Origin of the sequence: Desulfovibrio intestinalis, from assembly GCF_014202345.1 — a bacterium.
Taxonomy (GTDB): domain Bacteria; phylum Desulfobacterota; class Desulfovibrionia; order Desulfovibrionales; family Desulfovibrionaceae; genus Desulfovibrio; species Desulfovibrio intestinalis.
In genome coordinates this window covers 95,882-109,281 of sequence record NZ_JACHGO010000004.1, presented here as the reverse complement: position 1 = coordinate 109,281, position 13,400 = coordinate 95,882, and the positions used below count along the sequence as shown (strand labels likewise).

The 13,400-nt window shown below is 58.4% G+C and carries 12 protein-coding genes; 1 reads left to right on the top strand and 11 read right to left on the bottom strand.

Going from position 1 to position 13,400, the window contains the following annotated elements; translation table 11 throughout:
* Window positions 1–135: 135 nt before the first annotated feature.
* On the top strand, window positions 136–1,071 hold the full coding sequence (locus HNQ38_RS07305) for an AEC family transporter (RefSeq protein WP_183718953.1): 936 nt from the start codon (window positions 136–138) through the stop codon (window positions 1,069–1,071).
* A gap of 355 nt (window positions 1,072–1,426) precedes the next feature.
* Here the strand turns inward: HNQ38_RS07305 and HNQ38_RS07300 are convergent, their stop codons facing one another.
* The 11 genes from HNQ38_RS07300 to aroQ form a co-directional block, all read right to left on the bottom strand.
* A complete protein-coding gene (locus HNQ38_RS07300) occupies window positions 1,427–1,966 on the bottom strand; it encodes an HdeA/HdeB family chaperone (RefSeq protein WP_183718951.1) in 540 nt (179 codons plus the stop codon).
* A gap of 200 nt (window positions 1,967–2,166) precedes the next feature.
* On the bottom strand, window positions 2,167–2,847 hold the full coding sequence (locus tag HNQ38_RS07295; RefSeq protein WP_183718949.1) for an ABC transporter ATP-binding protein: 681 nt from the start codon (window positions 2,845–2,847) through the stop codon (window positions 2,167–2,169).
* A gap of 162 nt (window positions 2,848–3,009) precedes the next feature.
* Window positions 3,010–4,770 (bottom strand): ABC transporter permease, encoded by a 1,761-nt coding sequence (locus HNQ38_RS07290; RefSeq protein WP_183718947.1) that lies wholly within the window; start codon window positions 4,768–4,770, stop codon window positions 3,010–3,012.
* Window positions 4,771–4,773: 3 nt separating this feature from the next.
* Entirely contained in the window at window positions 4,774–5,301 is a 528-nt protein-coding gene (locus HNQ38_RS07285; RefSeq protein ID WP_183718945.1) for a DUF2318 domain-containing protein, read from the bottom strand.
* A 317-nt stretch (window positions 5,302–5,618) separates the two neighbouring features.
* Complete coding sequence (locus HNQ38_RS07280; protein WP_183719379.1) at window positions 5,619–6,479, bottom strand: FAD/NAD(P)-binding protein; 861 nt, start codon at window positions 6,477–6,479, stop codon at window positions 5,619–5,621.
* Window positions 6,480–6,652: 173 nt separating this feature from the next.
* On the bottom strand, window positions 6,653–7,726 hold the full coding sequence (locus HNQ38_RS07275; RefSeq protein WP_183718943.1) for a 4Fe-4S dicluster domain-containing protein: 1,074 nt from the start codon (window positions 7,724–7,726) through the stop codon (window positions 6,653–6,655).
* A complete protein-coding gene (locus HNQ38_RS07270) occupies window positions 7,723–9,171 on the bottom strand; it encodes a hydrogenase iron-sulfur subunit (protein WP_183718941.1) in 1,449 nt (482 codons plus the stop codon). Before HNQ38_RS07270 ends, HNQ38_RS07275 begins: the two co-directional genes overlap by 4 nt.
* Complete coding sequence (locus HNQ38_RS07265; RefSeq protein ID WP_183718939.1) at window positions 9,159–11,120, bottom strand: CoB--CoM heterodisulfide reductase iron-sulfur subunit A family protein; 1,962 nt, start codon at window positions 11,118–11,120, stop codon at window positions 9,159–9,161. Before HNQ38_RS07265 ends, HNQ38_RS07270 begins: the two co-directional genes overlap by 13 nt.
* Window positions 11,117–12,037 carry a CoB--CoM heterodisulfide reductase iron-sulfur subunit B family protein gene (locus HNQ38_RS07260; protein WP_183718937.1) on the bottom strand — a complete coding sequence of 307 codons (921 nt, stop codon included), beginning with the start codon at window positions 12,035–12,037 and terminating at the stop codon, window positions 11,117–11,119. Before HNQ38_RS07260 ends, HNQ38_RS07265 begins: the two co-directional genes overlap by 4 nt.
* Window positions 12,034–12,615: a 4Fe-4S dicluster domain-containing protein gene (locus HNQ38_RS07255; protein WP_183718935.1), complete on the bottom strand. Its 582-nt coding sequence runs from the start codon at window positions 12,613–12,615 to the stop codon at window positions 12,034–12,036. The genes HNQ38_RS07260 and HNQ38_RS07255 overlap by 4 nt, the downstream gene beginning before the upstream one ends.
* A gap of 126 nt (window positions 12,616–12,741) precedes the next feature.
* A complete protein-coding gene (gene aroQ / locus HNQ38_RS07250) occupies window positions 12,742–13,188 on the bottom strand; it encodes a type II 3-dehydroquinate dehydratase (protein WP_183718933.1) in 447 nt (148 codons plus the stop codon).
* Window positions 13,189–13,400: the final 212 nt, after the last annotated feature.

The following is a 13,400-nucleotide window of genomic DNA, read 5'->3' as shown; positions in this document are numbered from 1 at the left end:
CCGTGGGGTTTTACGACCGCGCTCCCCTGGAAGAACCTCGCGGAGGACGGCCTGAAACGGCTCGGCGAACCTGCCGGGATGTTTTGAGTTGACGGGCATGATTTGCCTGCGAAAGTTCTTATACGGAGTACGTTCATGGCTTTTTTGCATGCAATGGGCGGCGTGTTTGGCCTCATTCTTATGGGCATGGTGGGTTATGTTCTGGCGGGGAGGGGCTGGTTTGGCCCTGAAACGCGCATTCTACTGCCCCGGCTCATCACCTATGTGGCTTTGCCACCCTACCTTATGTCCACCATCATGCGGTCTTTCAACCGTGATGGCCTGCTGGAATTCATGCAGGGGGCGCTGCTGCCTCTGGCCTCAGTTATTCTGACCTTTATACTGGCTATCATTCTGGGCAAGATCGCCAGAGTGAAGCGGCAGCACTTCGGACTTTTTTGCGCCTGTGTGGCCAATTCCAATACCATTTTCGTGGGTATTCCCGTCAACCTTGCCCTGTTTGGCGAAGAAGCCGTGCCCTATGTGCTTCTGTACTACTTCGCCAGTACCGTCTTTTTCTGGACAGTGGGGCAGTACGCCATCACCCGCGACATTGAGGGCGAGGCAAGGCTGATTCCCCTGCGCACCCGCGTCATGCAGATTTTTTCGCCGCCGCTGCTGGGCTTTCTGACCGGGGTGCTGCTGATTATCTGTAATGTGGAATTGCCCTATTTTTTGCAGGATGCAGCCCGCTATCTTGGTAATATGACAACGCCTCTGGCGCTCATATTCATAGGCATCACCATGCATGACATGGGCTTGCGGGGCATCAAGATCACGCGCGACATGGCCCTGGCCCTGTCGGGCCGCATCATGCTCGGTCCGCTGGTCATGTATACGCTGCTGATGTTCTTTCCTGTGGGCGGCCTTATGAGCAAAGTTTTCATCATGCAGGCTTCACTGCCGGTGATGGCCCAGACCGCCATTTTGAGCGCCCATTACCACACGGATGCGGAGTTCGGCGCGCAGGCGGTGACCATGTCGACCATGCTCTGCATTTTTACGGTGCCGCTGTATATGACCATTTTGTGATGAGCCGCGGCGCGGCCAGGCTGACCAGCCGCAGGGCGGACGGAACAGCTCTTCTGGCTACCGTGCGGGCCCAGTCTGTAGAGCTCGCTATGCGGACTTTGTAAACGTAACAGGCCTAGGGTCAAGGGCAGATGGGTGCAGAGCATCTTGCCCTTGAATATGCTTAAATACCTGGATATTGCACGGAGTGATAGGCGTTGTAACGTGGCCTGGGGTTGCCGGAGAGTGCATGTTCAACAGGATAGCAGCTTTGAAATGTTACGCTTCAAAGTAATCTGATCTAGAAGCACCAGCATGGAAAAAGGGGAGACAGCAATGTCTCCCCTTTTTCCATGCAATAAATATTGCGTATGAGCTACTTGGCGCTCTTGGCCATTACGTCCAGCATAAGGGCGTCGGGCTGCTTGACGCAGGCGTCAAGAAATGCCTTGAGGGTGTCGTCGCTTTCCAGCACAGAGGCCTCGGTTTTATTCTTGCCCCGGTTGTAGCCGTCAAGCCAGATCACAAAGCCGCTGCCGTTGTCCGGGTCGGCGTTGTAGTCGCTGCACTTGGTCTTGTCTGCCTGCCAGGTGTCGCCTTCTGGCATGGTCTGCGCCTTGCGCGCCTTGGTCCAGACATCGGCCACCTTATCGGTGGGGTGGCTCTGGCAGTACGTATATACTTCGGTAAGAAGCGGGGCCAGAATGTCGGGGTGAGCCACTGTATCGCCCAGACCGGCGCTGGCATAGCCGTCGATTTGAAGCGCTTCAAAAATGGGCGGCTGGCCGCCGTCCGTCATGGGCATGGTCACAAGTTCTGCGCAAATAAAGGTATCGGGCGCGATTTTGTCATTGTCGGCCTGAGCCGCCACAGGCAGGCCCAGCAGCAGGCAACAGAGAACAAGAACTTTCTTCATGGAAACTCCCTTGGTGAAAGACTTGTTCTTCCATTACTCACAGGCGCGCATCTGTCAACTGGCAAAAGCATCCGATAACGGCTGCTTCTGCCACTCCAGCACGTCTACCGCGCCACGCGCCAAATTGTGGCGGCTGCCCAGGGCACAGATTTTCGGCCAGCCTTTTCTCTCTTTGCTTCCGGAACCTGAGCCGCTGCCGGCTATCCGTTACTGCCGTTGGACAGCACGCTTCCTTCCTGCATCTGAACACAACGGCCAGCCAGCGCAGCATAATCGGGATTGTGGGTCACCATAACGATGGTCAGGCCCTCGCCGTTGAGTTCTCGCAAAAGCTGCATGATGGAGTCCCCGGTGGCCATATCCAGGCTGCCCGTGGGTTCGTCGGCAAAAAGCATGCGCGGGTCGGATGCCAGACCACGGGCAATGGCCACACGCTGCTGTTCGCCGCCTGAAAGTGCGGAGGGCAGGCTGTCTTTTTTGTGCCCCAGCCCCACACGCTCAAGACAATGTGCGGCTCTTTGGCGCTGCTGGGCGTTTATGCCGCGAAACCTGTTGGCCCCCGGCAGCAGAACGTTTTCCAGCACCGACAGATAGGGCATGAGGTGGTGCGCCTGAAAAATCATGGCAAAGGCGCTGTTGCGCAGATGATCCCGCTCTTTTTCGCGCATGGCGCGAATGTCGGCCCCCTGAAACAGCACCTGCCCGCTGTCCGGTTCCGTAAGGGTGGAAAGCACGTTGAGCATGGTGGATTTTCCAGACCCGGAGCGGCCTGTTACTGCCACAAATTCGCCTTCCTTGATGTGCAGGTTCACCCCGCGCAACACTGGTGTGGACTGTCCACCCACGCTGTAGGATTTAACTATATCAACTGCTTCAAGCATATATGCATCCTTTTAATGCATTTCGGTTCTGAAATGCTGTGGCTGCTGCGTGCAGACACTCGCCGAACAGGCATAAACGCAGTTTGTCTGCGTGTGAAAATGCCGTAGCGGGCGTGCCTGTAACTTTGAGGAAATATTTTCTCAAGGGTACTCTGGCAGGCGCTACAGTGAAGTAAGCGCTTCCGCCGGGTTGGCGCGGGCTGCCTTGCACGCGGGAAAGGCGGCGGCCAGCACAGCAAGGGCGCTTGCCATCAGGCCGTATCCGAACAGGGCCGCAAAGGAAAAAGCCGGATAGGCCGCGGCTTCTATCTGCATGGCCACAAGAACCTTGCTTCCCGCAAAATATCCCGCCGCGTACCCTGTCGTGCCTGCCAGAAAGCCGATAACAAGCGCTTCGGCGGCAAAGACAAAGAAGACCGCCCGCCGTGAAAAACCCACAGCTCGCAGCAAGCCGATTTCTTTACGGCGCTCGTTGACGGAAACCAGCATGGACATAACCACCATAACACACGCAGAGAACAGAATGACCACAGTAACCACAAGGGCCATGTTCTGTGCGAAGGAAATGGAATACATGCGCTGTGCCACCACCTGCCGCAAGGCCCGTATATCCTGGCCGGGCAGGGATGCGCTCAATTCGTCCACGATGTCTTCAATGGGGCAGCCGGAGCAAAGCGCGGCCACTTCTATAAAGCTGGCGGCATCAGGCGCGTGAAAAAGCTTCTGCGCTTCGGCCATGTGGGCGAAGAGCACGTTGTCGTCATCGCTGCCTGTGGATTGCAGCACGCCTTCCACAAGGAATTGTCCCCCGTTGAGCCAGATTGTCTGACCTGGAGCCAGATTCAAGCGTTCTGCCACGGACGCTCCAGCCAGCAGATGACGCCCGGGTGTGATGCCTTCACTTGAATTACGGGTCTGGCCGTGCAGTGCGGCTTGGGGATTATGGCTTGCATCCTGTCCGGTATGCTGCGCAATTCCCATCATAGATGTCGGGTCAGTGGCGTGCTGCGTGTTGCCGTTGAGGTTGGCTGTTCCCGCTGCCTCGTGCCCCTGATGTGCGGCTTGGGAAGATTGCCCGGCATAGTCAGTGGAGCCGCCCGTCATGCCGGAGCAACCAGCAGCTTCTGAGGCGGTGGAAAGGTTGCTAAAATCAATGGGGCCGGGGGTATAAAGAAACTGCTGCGCTTCGTTTATGCCTGCAAAGAAGGCGCTGTAATCACCATCTGTCTGGTGTTGCTGCATGCCGCTTGCGGCAGGGACGGGGCTTTCAGACTGGCCTGCCGGGGCTGCCACATCTGTCTGCGCGTCCTGCGCAGTTTGGCCCATGCTGTCTGCCTGAGCAGTCTTGCCAGAATTCATTGGGCTGGATTGATTTGTTGCGCTGGCCATGTCTGCCTGATCGGCATGCTTGGCGTGCTGTTCTTCCAGGCGCTGCATAAGCGGGTCAGGTGCATGCATATTTTCAACGCCGGGGATGGAACCCCGCACATGCCAGAACTGCTTCAGCTCCACTTCAGATTCGAAATTTACCCCCACAAGAGGCACAAGCACCGTGACGTCGCCCGTTTTTCCTGCAAAGGAGACAAGCCCCGCAAGCTTGGGAGCAACCACGGATATCCTGTCCTTGAGGGGAATGCCCTCAATGGCGCGCAGGGTTTCGGCCAGTGGAATATAGCCGCTGTCCACCGTGGCATTGCCAAGGGGAATGCCGCCATAGGAAATCTGCAAGGTTTCCCTTTTGGGCGTAATGGCGATGTTGGCTCCGAAGGCGCTGAGTTTTTTTTCAAAACCTTCTGCCACGGAGGAAGATACATTGTTGAGGGCAGTAATGGCCGCCACGCCAAGCAGAAAGACTGACAGCAGCGCAGCGGAGCGCCCCCACTTCTGCCGCAGGCAGCGTAAGGGGATGGTTATGATGTTCATGTCTTACCGGGACCCGAAAAATTTGACGCCTGGCTCCAGTTCCGCCGCAGGAATGACAACGGAATTATCTGAAAGGGAATAGGCTACCGGGTGCGGATTGCAGCCGCCCTTGCGAAGGCCGATGCGGTCACTGTGAAAGGCGAGACCGCAGTTCTGGCAGACCATTGAATCGCCTTGCTGCTTGTAGCCCTTGCCCGACTGCCAGCAGGAGTCGCAAACATCCAGAGCCACGCGCACCTTTCCGGCGGAGTCCAGCAGAGCAAAAAAGATGACGTCAACGCCTTCGATTTTCACTTTATAGAACGAAGCCTTGGCGCTTATGTCCGACACGGGCAGAGAAACGGTTCCGTCCTTGATTTCAAGTGTGGTTTCCCTGCTGAACAGGTTGCCAAAAGGGCCAGCGTGAGCCGGAACGGCAAAGAGCGCACAGCAAAGGGCAAGAGCTGTCAGAACCAGAGCGCGAAGCTGAAAATCAAAAGAACGGGGCAGGGCCTGAGCCGTGGAGTAACCCGTGGAGTGGGGGTGGCGCATGTATCCTCCATAATCGTCTGTAGTGGTTGCGATGTGTGACCGCGTGTTTTCATACTTTTTTAGTATGAAAACACATTTCAGGAATTATTTCCAGTGTTTTTCTCTTGCCTTGTGGAGAGATAAAAATCACTGTTAATTAGGGTACTTTTGTCTTTGAAGAATGGGCGGATCTGCCTTCTGCGCGTCCGATCCGGGGCACAGGCTTTCTGCAAGAGGCAGTCAGAGGAATAAATGCTTTAGGTGGTGTGACTTGTGGGGGAGGCGACCCTTTTAAAAAAGGCCCCCTCCCCCACAAGTCATTCCAGTATCAATCTTCTCTACATTTCCGGCGGCAGTTCCTGAAGTTCCTTCCAGGTGAACACCGGGCCGTCCACACAAACGTAGCGCCCGCCGATGTTGCAGCGGCCACAGATGCCGACGCCGCACTTCATGCGCTTTTCAAGGGTGGTGACGATGTTCTCGGGAGCGAAGTTCAGCTTTTCCAGAGCCTGCACCGTGAATTTTATCATGATCGGCGGGCCGCAAAGCACGGCCACGCAGTTTTTGGGATCGGGGTTCAGCTCGGTGAGCACGTTGGGGATAAGGCCGACCTTGTGTTCCCATCCTTCAAAGGGGGCGTCGATGCACAGCGTGCAGTCCAGGTCATCGCGGCGCAGCCAGTCTTCAGTTTCATAGCTGAAGGCCATGTCGCGGGGGGTGCGCGCGCCGTAAAGCAGGCTCACCTTGCCGTAGTCCTTTCTGTTTTCCAGCACGTGCATCATGATGGTGCGGATGGGCGCCATGCCTATGCCGCCGCCCACAAAGAAGACGTCTTTGCCCTTCCAGTCATTGTAGGGAAAGTAGTTGCCCAGGGGCGCGCGCACGCCCACCTTGTCGCCGGGCGACAGGCGGTGGATGGCGGCGGTTACTTCCCCGGCCTGCATGACCGAGAATTGCAGGTAGTTCTTCTGCGACGGCGGCGAATTGATAACAAAGGTGGATTCGCCTGATCCAAAGACCGAGAGCTGGCCCACCTGACCGGGTTCGTAGGTGAAGTTCTTCATGGCTTCGGCATCGTCGAGCACCACGCGCAGGGTGCGGATGTTGCCTGTTTCCTGAATGACTTCAGCCACGGTGGCGGTCATAGGCAGATACGGGTTGCCCGCAGGCTGCGGGCGGGCCGTCACTTCGCGCAGCATGCCGCCCTTGGCCTGGGCCTTGGGCTGGTTTTTGGGCGCTGCCGCCTGTGCGGCGGGCGCGGGTTCGGCTGCCTTGGTCTGAACTTCAGCGGCCTTGGCCTCGGCTGCGGGAGCAGCCACCTTGGAGTCGTTTTTGGCTTTGGTAGTATTCTTCTTGGTTGCCATGTCTGCTCCTACTCGGCTTTGGGCTGCTTGGCTTCCAGCGCTGCCAGTACGATGGCGCGGATGTCCAGACAGACGGGGCAGTTGCTGATGCACCGGCCACAGCCGCTGCATGAGAATGAACCCCAGTTTTCAGGATAGGTGGAGTACTTGTGCGAAACACGGTTGCGCATGCGGAAGGCCTTTATGGTGCGGGGGTTATGCCCGCTGGCCTCACGCGTGAACAGCGACGACATGCAGTTGTCCCAGCTGCGCAGGCGGCGTCCGCCTTTTTCGCTCAAACCTTCACCTTCGTCGGTGATGTTGAAGCAGTAGCAGGTGGGGCAGAAGTAGGTGCACGCGCCGCAGGACAGGCAACGGTCGGTCTGGTCTTGCCAGAACTCCACATCCGTAAACATGGCCGCCAGTTTTTCCGGGGCTTCCTTGATATTGGGGGCAGGCACAAGACTGGCCCAGGCCGCCTTGCGCACTTCCTCAACCTTGGAGAAGCGGTCTGCGCCGTCTTCCAGCGTGGATGCAGCCAGCAGTTCCTCACCCTTGGGCGTAATGCCCTGAAGCACATAGCCGCCTTCGATTTCGGTCATGAGAATGTCCGAACCTTCAGGCGAGGTGGGGCCGCCGCCAACCCAGTGGCAGAAGCAGGTGTTGCAGCCGGAGTTGCAGGTCAGGCTGATGACGGTAAGCGCCTCGCGCCGGGCCTTGTAGTAAGGGTCGGCAAAGGGACCCTTGAGGTAGGGCCGGTCAAGGATGGCATAGCCACGCGCGTCACAGGGACGTGTGGCAAAAACCACTGTGGCTTCGGCCTCGGGTTTGTCGTCAAGCTGCATTGATATGCGGCTGGGATTTTCCGGGTCTCTGCTTTTCTTGTAGCGCACCAGGGTTTCACTCTGGGGCAGCACGGCTTCCTTGGCGGGCACGGTGGCCTTTTCAAGGGTAAAGGGCATGCCTTCGCGCCACGGTTCAAACACTATGGAACGCTTGGCCGCGGGCTTTTCCACGGGCACAAGCACGCGGTTGCCCTGTTGTGAGAGAAAGGCCAGAAAGGCGGGCAAACCGTCGGGGGTTACAAATCGGGTCATGCTCATTTCCAGTCCCTCTCATGGATGTTCTTTTCTTCCACTTCATAGCCCAGAAGCGGCGGCACGGCCTCGGCATTGATGCCCGACTTGTAGCCGTCAAAGAGCTGGCCCACGGCGCGCCCGATCTGCTGACGCAGGGCCAGAATGGGAATACCCACGGGGCAGGCCCGCTGGCATTCGCCGCAGCCCGTGCAGCGCCCGGCAAGATGCATGGCGTGTATGGTCTGGAAGAACAGTTTTTCCTTCACGCTGTCGTCCTGCGTCATCCAGTGCGGGTCGCGGCTGTCAGAAACGCAGAAGTCGCGGCAGACGCACATGGGGCAGGCGTTACGGCAGGCATAGCAGCGCAGGCAACGGTCCATCTGGCCGCGCCAGAAGGCCATGCGCTCTTCAAGGCTCATTGAGTCCAGCAGGGCCAGTTCCGGCGGGGTGTACGGGCCAGCTTCAACCTTGGCGGGGACGCCAAGGCGCGTATCGGCCAGAACAGCCGAAGGCGTGGTACAGCCGTAGCATTTGCCCTGCGCGTAATCCGTCATGCAGAAGCGGGTGGGCTTGCCGTCAGCCGTGATGGTAACCCCGGCTTCGTCATATTCCACCTTGTCGATCTTTGTATAACGGCCAAGGCCCTGATTGACGCGGGCCATATCCAGCGTGCCCTCGCAGGGCATGGCGAAGATGGTCACGTCTTCGCGGCGGATGAGCTTTTCTTGAAGCAGCTCAACCACAGAGCGCGAGTCACAGCCCTTGACCACGATGCCCACCTTTTTGCCCTTGAAGGACGGCAGGTACACGGCAAGGTTGTTGACGTTGAATGGCCCCCACACGAGCTTGTCCACGTCTTCGGGCTTTTTCATGAAAATGGGCACGGTGTGGGCGGCGTCGTAGCCTTCGCCCCAGCCGAGAACCATATCCAGTTCGGGCAGCTTGGCTTTGATTGCGTCCTTGAGTTCGCCAAGGGCCGATGCCTGTCCTGTGCCCAGAGGCCGCAGGGAGGTCAGCGCCATGTCGGCAATCTTGAGCAGCGGTTCGGGGTCTTCCAGGCTGGGCGCGGGGCCAAGCTTGTGGATGCGGTCGGTAAAGACCGTTACCACCTGCTGCCAGCGCTGGCCTTCGGAAGCCGAAACCCAGGTGTATTCAAAGCGGCGGTCGTCAATGCCGAGCACGGGCAAAAACTGCTTGAGCACTTCAAGACGGCGGCGGGCGTAGAAGTTGCCAGCCGCATAGTGGCAGTCACGCGGATGGCAGCCGGAAACCAGCACGCCGTCCGCCCCGTTAAGCAGGGCTTTGACGATGAACAAGGGGTCGATGCGGCCCGAGCAGGGCACGCGTATGATACGCAGATCCGTGGGCTGTGTGGCGCGGGCCACACCAGCAGTGTCGGCGCCGCCATAGGAGCACCAGTTGCAGAGAAAACCCACAATCCGCAATTCTTTGCCTTCTAACACTGGCATAGCGCGTTAACCTCCGCAAGGATCTGGTTGTCTGTGGCGTGTGAAAGCTGAATGGCGCCCTGCGGGCAGGTGGCCGTGCAGAGGCCGCAGCCTTGGCAGACGGTTTCGATAACCTGAGCCTTGCCCTCACCCCGGAATTCCACTTCCTTGATGGCCCCGAAGGGGCAGCACTGGATGCACTTGCCGCAGTTGACGCAGCGGCGCATGTCCACCTGGGCGATCTGCGGATCACTTTCCAGCTTGTCCTTGGAGAAGAGCGCCAGCACCTTTGCCGCCGCCGCCGACCCCTGGGCCACGGAGGCGGGAATGTCCTTGGTGCCTTGGCACACGCCAGCCAGATATACGCCTGCGGTGTTGGTTTCCACAGGCTTGAGCTTCACATGGCTTTCCATAAAGAAGCCGTAGCTGTCGTAAGAGATGCGCAGCTTTTCAGCCAGCTGGGGCGCGCCCTTGCTGGCCTCGATGCCCACTGCAAGCACCACGAGGTCGGCCTTGACTTCAATGGCCTGACCCATGAGCGTGTCCACGCCCATAACCACAAGCTGGCCCTGCCCGTCGGGATAAATCTGCGAGACGCGCCCGCGGATATATTCCGTGCCGTATTCTTCCATGGTGCGGCGGGTGAACTCGTCGTACATCTTGCCTGCGGCGCGGATGTCCATATAGAAGACGTAGGACTGGGAATCGGGGATGTGGTCCTTGGTCAGAATGGCCTGCTTGGCCGTGTACATGCAGCAGAAGCCCGAGCAGTAGGGACGCCCGATGGACTTGTCGCGCGAACCCACGCACTGCACGAAAACGATGTTCTTGGGTTCCTTGCCGTCCGAGGGGCGCTTGATGTGCCCGGCGGTGGGGCCGGAGGCGTTGAGCAGGCGCTCGTACTGCAAGGACGTGATAACGTCGGGGTACGCGCCGCCGCCGTATTCCTGATATATGGTCCAGTCCATAAGATCATACCCGGTGGCGGCCACGATGCTGCCCACCTCTTCGGTGATGATCTCGTCTTCCATGTCATACTTGATGGCCCCGGTGGGGCATATCTTGGCGCACACGCCGCATTTGCCCTTGACGAACTGGCGGCAATGGGCGGCGTTGATGACGGCCTTCTTGGGAATGGCCTGGGGGAAGGCGATGGTGATGGCCGTGGTATTGCTTATGAGCTCATTAAAGCCGTCGGGCGTTTTTTTGCTGGGGCATTTTTCGGTGCAGGCACCGCAGCCCGTGCAAAGGTTCCAATCTACATAGGTGGTGCGTTTGCGGATCTTGACCGTGAAGTTGCCCACATAGCCCGAAATGTCTTCCACTTCGGAATAGGCGTAGAGCGTGATGTTGGAGTGCTGGGCCACGTCCACCATCTTGGGGCCAAGAATACAGGCCGAGCAGTCTACCGTGGGGAAGGTCTTGTCCAGCTTGGCCATTTTGCCGCCAATGGTGGCGTCGCGTTCGACAAGCACCACGGGCACGCCGCCGTCGGCGCAGTCAAGAGCGGCCTGAATGCCCGCCACGCCGGCGCCGATGACCAGCACGCGCTTGTTGACGTCAAAGCTCTTGGCCAGCAGGGGCCTGTTGTTACGCAGCTTTTCCACTGCCAGCAGCACCAGTTCCGCAGACTTGTTGGTATTGGCGTTCATGTCGCGGCCAATCCACGAAACGTGTTCGCGGATGTTGGCCATTTCAAGCATGTAGCGGTTCAGGCCCGCGCGTTCCACCGTGCGACGGAAGGTGGGTTCGTGCATGCGGGGCGAACAGGAGGCAACCACCACGCCGTCGAGCTTGTGCTCGTGAATGGCGGCTTCAATGGCGGCCTGGCCGGGTTCGGCGCAGGTGTACATGGGGTCGTCGGCATAGACAACATCAGGGTAGGAGCGGGCAATTTCCGCCACCTTGGCACAGTCGACGGTGCCTGCGATATTGCTGCCGCAGTGGCAGATGAAAACGCCTATTCTCATGACCTGCCTCCTTCAGCGGCCTTGGAGTCGGCGGCGGAGTTACGCCGCAGTTCGTCCAGCTTGCGGATGAGGCCTTCAGCACTGACGCGCAGCTTGCTGAGCCCCAGTTCCTTGTGGTCAAGGCCAAAGGCTATGCCCATCATCTGAGTAAAATAGAGCACGGGCAGATTGAAGGTCGTGCCCATTTCCTTGGAGGCCTGCGGCTGGCGCAGGTCAAGGTTCATCTGGCAGAGAGGACAGGCCACGATAACGGCGTCCACGCCAAGCTGGGTGGCAAGGTCAAGAATGCGGCCCGAGTTACGGGCCGTCATGACGCGTTCGGGAATGCCGAACGATGCGCCGCAACAGGCCGTCTTGAGGGGAAAGTCCACCATTTCTGCCCCACAGGCAGTCAGCATGCTTTCCATAAGCGTGGGATTTTCCGGGTCGCCGAAGTTCATGATTTCCGCAGGGCGGCTCATGAGACAGCCGTAATAGGCGGCCAGTCGCAAGCCCTTGAGGCTTTTGCGCACGCGGGCGGCGATGGCGTCCATATCAATGGTTTCGGCAATACCCTGCATGACGGAGGTCACGGGCGGGAAGTTTTTGGCCGAAGGGCCGTCAAGCAGTTCGTCCACACGTGTGCGGAAGGCGGCGTCCTGCATGCGGTTGGCGGCCAGCTTGAGGTTGGACAAACAGCTCGGGCAGGGCGTGAGCAAAAGCTCGGCCTGCTGCTGGGCGGCTATGTCCAGATTGCGCACGCAGAGCGCGGCGGAAAGTTCGGTATCCACGGCATGGGCCGGGGTGGAACCACAGCAGTTCCAGTCCGGGATATCCACAAGGTTGATGTCCAGGGCCTTGCAGACGGCCTGAGTGGACATTTCGTAGTCCTTGGAAGACCCCCTGGCCGAGCAGCCTGGGTAGTAGGCAAAATTCATGGGCGTACCCCCTCGCGTTTGGCGCGTTCTTTATAGCGCTCAAAAATGCGTGAAACCGGGGCGGCTCCCTGGGGCAGCACATGGGGCTTGAGGCCAAGCTTGCCTTTTTTGAGGGCTTCTGGGGCCAGGTCCACGTCGGTGAAAACTCGCATGGAGCGCATCATGAACAGGGCCATCGTGCCGATTTCATAGGTGCGGCCAAAGGCGCGCACGGTGTCCAGAAAGGAAAACCAGAACTTTTCCACCTTGGGCACGGTCACGCGGCCTTCCTTGCGGGCCATGTGGCGCAGGGTTTCCATTATGCCCGCAACGTCAATGTTGTTGGGGCAGCGGAGACTACAGGTGGAACAGGAAAGGCACATCCAGATGGAGCGCGAATTGAGCACTTCATCTCTGAGGCCAAGCTGCACAGCGCGCATGATCTTGTTGACCTGAAGGTCATAGGCGAGCCCTGCCGGACAGCCGGCTGTGCAGTTGCCACACTGATAGCAGGTAGACACGTTTTGGCCGCTTAGCGCCTCCACTTCCGCTGTAAAGGCGGTATCGCGCATCCGGCTCAGATTGATGGCGTCGTTCATGAGAACTCTCTGGTTAGAGGCTGACAGGGGGACCCCCTGGACAAATGATAATATTATAATCAGTAACGCAGAAATATGTAAAAAGCTAGTTCCAGTGCAGTGGAATGTACTGGAACTAGCTTTTGCCTATTTGTTCATGTGTATGACCGCATTGCGCGCGGCCCGAAGGCCAAGCAGATAGCTGGCTGGCCCAAAGCCACAGATGCTGCCCGTGCATACGGCTGACAGTACGGAATTGTGTCTGAAGCTTTCACGGGCGTGAACATTGGACATGTGCACTTCCACCACGGGTATCTTCAAGATGGCCAGAGCATCAGCAATGGCGTGGCTGTAGTGGGTCCATGCTCCGGCATTGATGACCACAGCCTGAACCTCTTCATCCAGAACTTTGTGGATGCGTTCTACCATTTCGCCTTCGTGATTGGTTTGAAAGCATTCCACCGTAACGCCAAGCTCCCTGCCCAGCGCTTCCAGGCCGGAGTCTATCTGGGCCAGCGTGGCATTGCCGTACTGGGCGGGATCACGCCTGCCGAACATATTCAGGTTGACGCCATGCAAAATAAGTATGCGCATATGAACCTCGCTTGCGTCTGACCGACGATGGGGGGCATCCGGCGGCCTGGGCTTTACGCCCTGTATGTACTCCACGGCGGCCGCAAGCACGCTTGTGGAATGGTGTTATGGTCCAGCCACTCAGACTTTGGAGCATTTTCAACGTTGCAATTTTGCCGGAAAATATAGTTTCCGGTAAAATTTCACGCCTCGTTACGGCGCGCTGCACACTC

What these genes read in the sequence shown, in the direction of transcription:
- HNQ38_RS07305 (WP_183718953.1), top strand. Translation starts at nt 136, where the DNA reads ATGGCTTTTTTGCATGCAATGGGCGGCGTGTTTGGCCTCATTCTTATG.
- HNQ38_RS07300 (WP_183718951.1), bottom strand. Translation starts at nt 1,966, where the DNA reads ATGAAGAAAGTTCTTGTTCTCTGTTGCCTGCTGCTGGGCCTGCCTGTG.
- HNQ38_RS07295 (WP_183718949.1), bottom strand. Translation starts at nt 2,847, where the DNA reads ATGCTTGAAGCAGTTGATATAGTTAAATCCTACAGCGTGGGTGGACAG.
- HNQ38_RS07290 (WP_183718947.1), bottom strand. Translation starts at nt 4,770, where the DNA reads ATGAACATCATAACCATCCCCTTACGCTGCCTGCGGCAGAAGTGGGGG.
- HNQ38_RS07285 (WP_183718945.1), bottom strand. Translation starts at nt 5,301, where the DNA reads ATGCGCCACCCCCACTCCACGGGTTACTCCACGGCTCAGGCCCTGCCC.
- HNQ38_RS07280 (WP_183719379.1), bottom strand. Translation starts at nt 6,479, where the DNA reads ATGCTGCGCGAAGTGACGGCCCGCCCGCAGCCTGCGGGCAACCCGTAT.
- HNQ38_RS07275 (WP_183718943.1), bottom strand. Translation starts at nt 7,726, where the DNA reads ATGAGCATGACCCGATTTGTAACCCCCGACGGTTTGCCCGCCTTTCTG.
- HNQ38_RS07270 (WP_183718941.1), bottom strand. Translation starts at nt 9,171, where the DNA reads ATGCCAGTGTTAGAAGGCAAAGAATTGCGGATTGTGGGTTTTCTCTGC.
- HNQ38_RS07265 (WP_183718939.1), bottom strand. Translation starts at nt 11,120, where the DNA reads ATGAGAATAGGCGTTTTCATCTGCCACTGCGGCAGCAATATCGCAGGC.
- HNQ38_RS07260 (WP_183718937.1), bottom strand. Translation starts at nt 12,037, where the DNA reads ATGAATTTTGCCTACTACCCAGGCTGCTCGGCCAGGGGGTCTTCCAAG.
- HNQ38_RS07255 (WP_183718935.1), bottom strand. Translation starts at nt 12,615, where the DNA reads ATGAACGACGCCATCAATCTGAGCCGGATGCGCGATACCGCCTTTACA.
- aroQ (WP_183718933.1), bottom strand. Translation starts at nt 13,188, where the DNA reads ATGCGCATACTTATTTTGCATGGCGTCAACCTGAATATGTTCGGCAGG.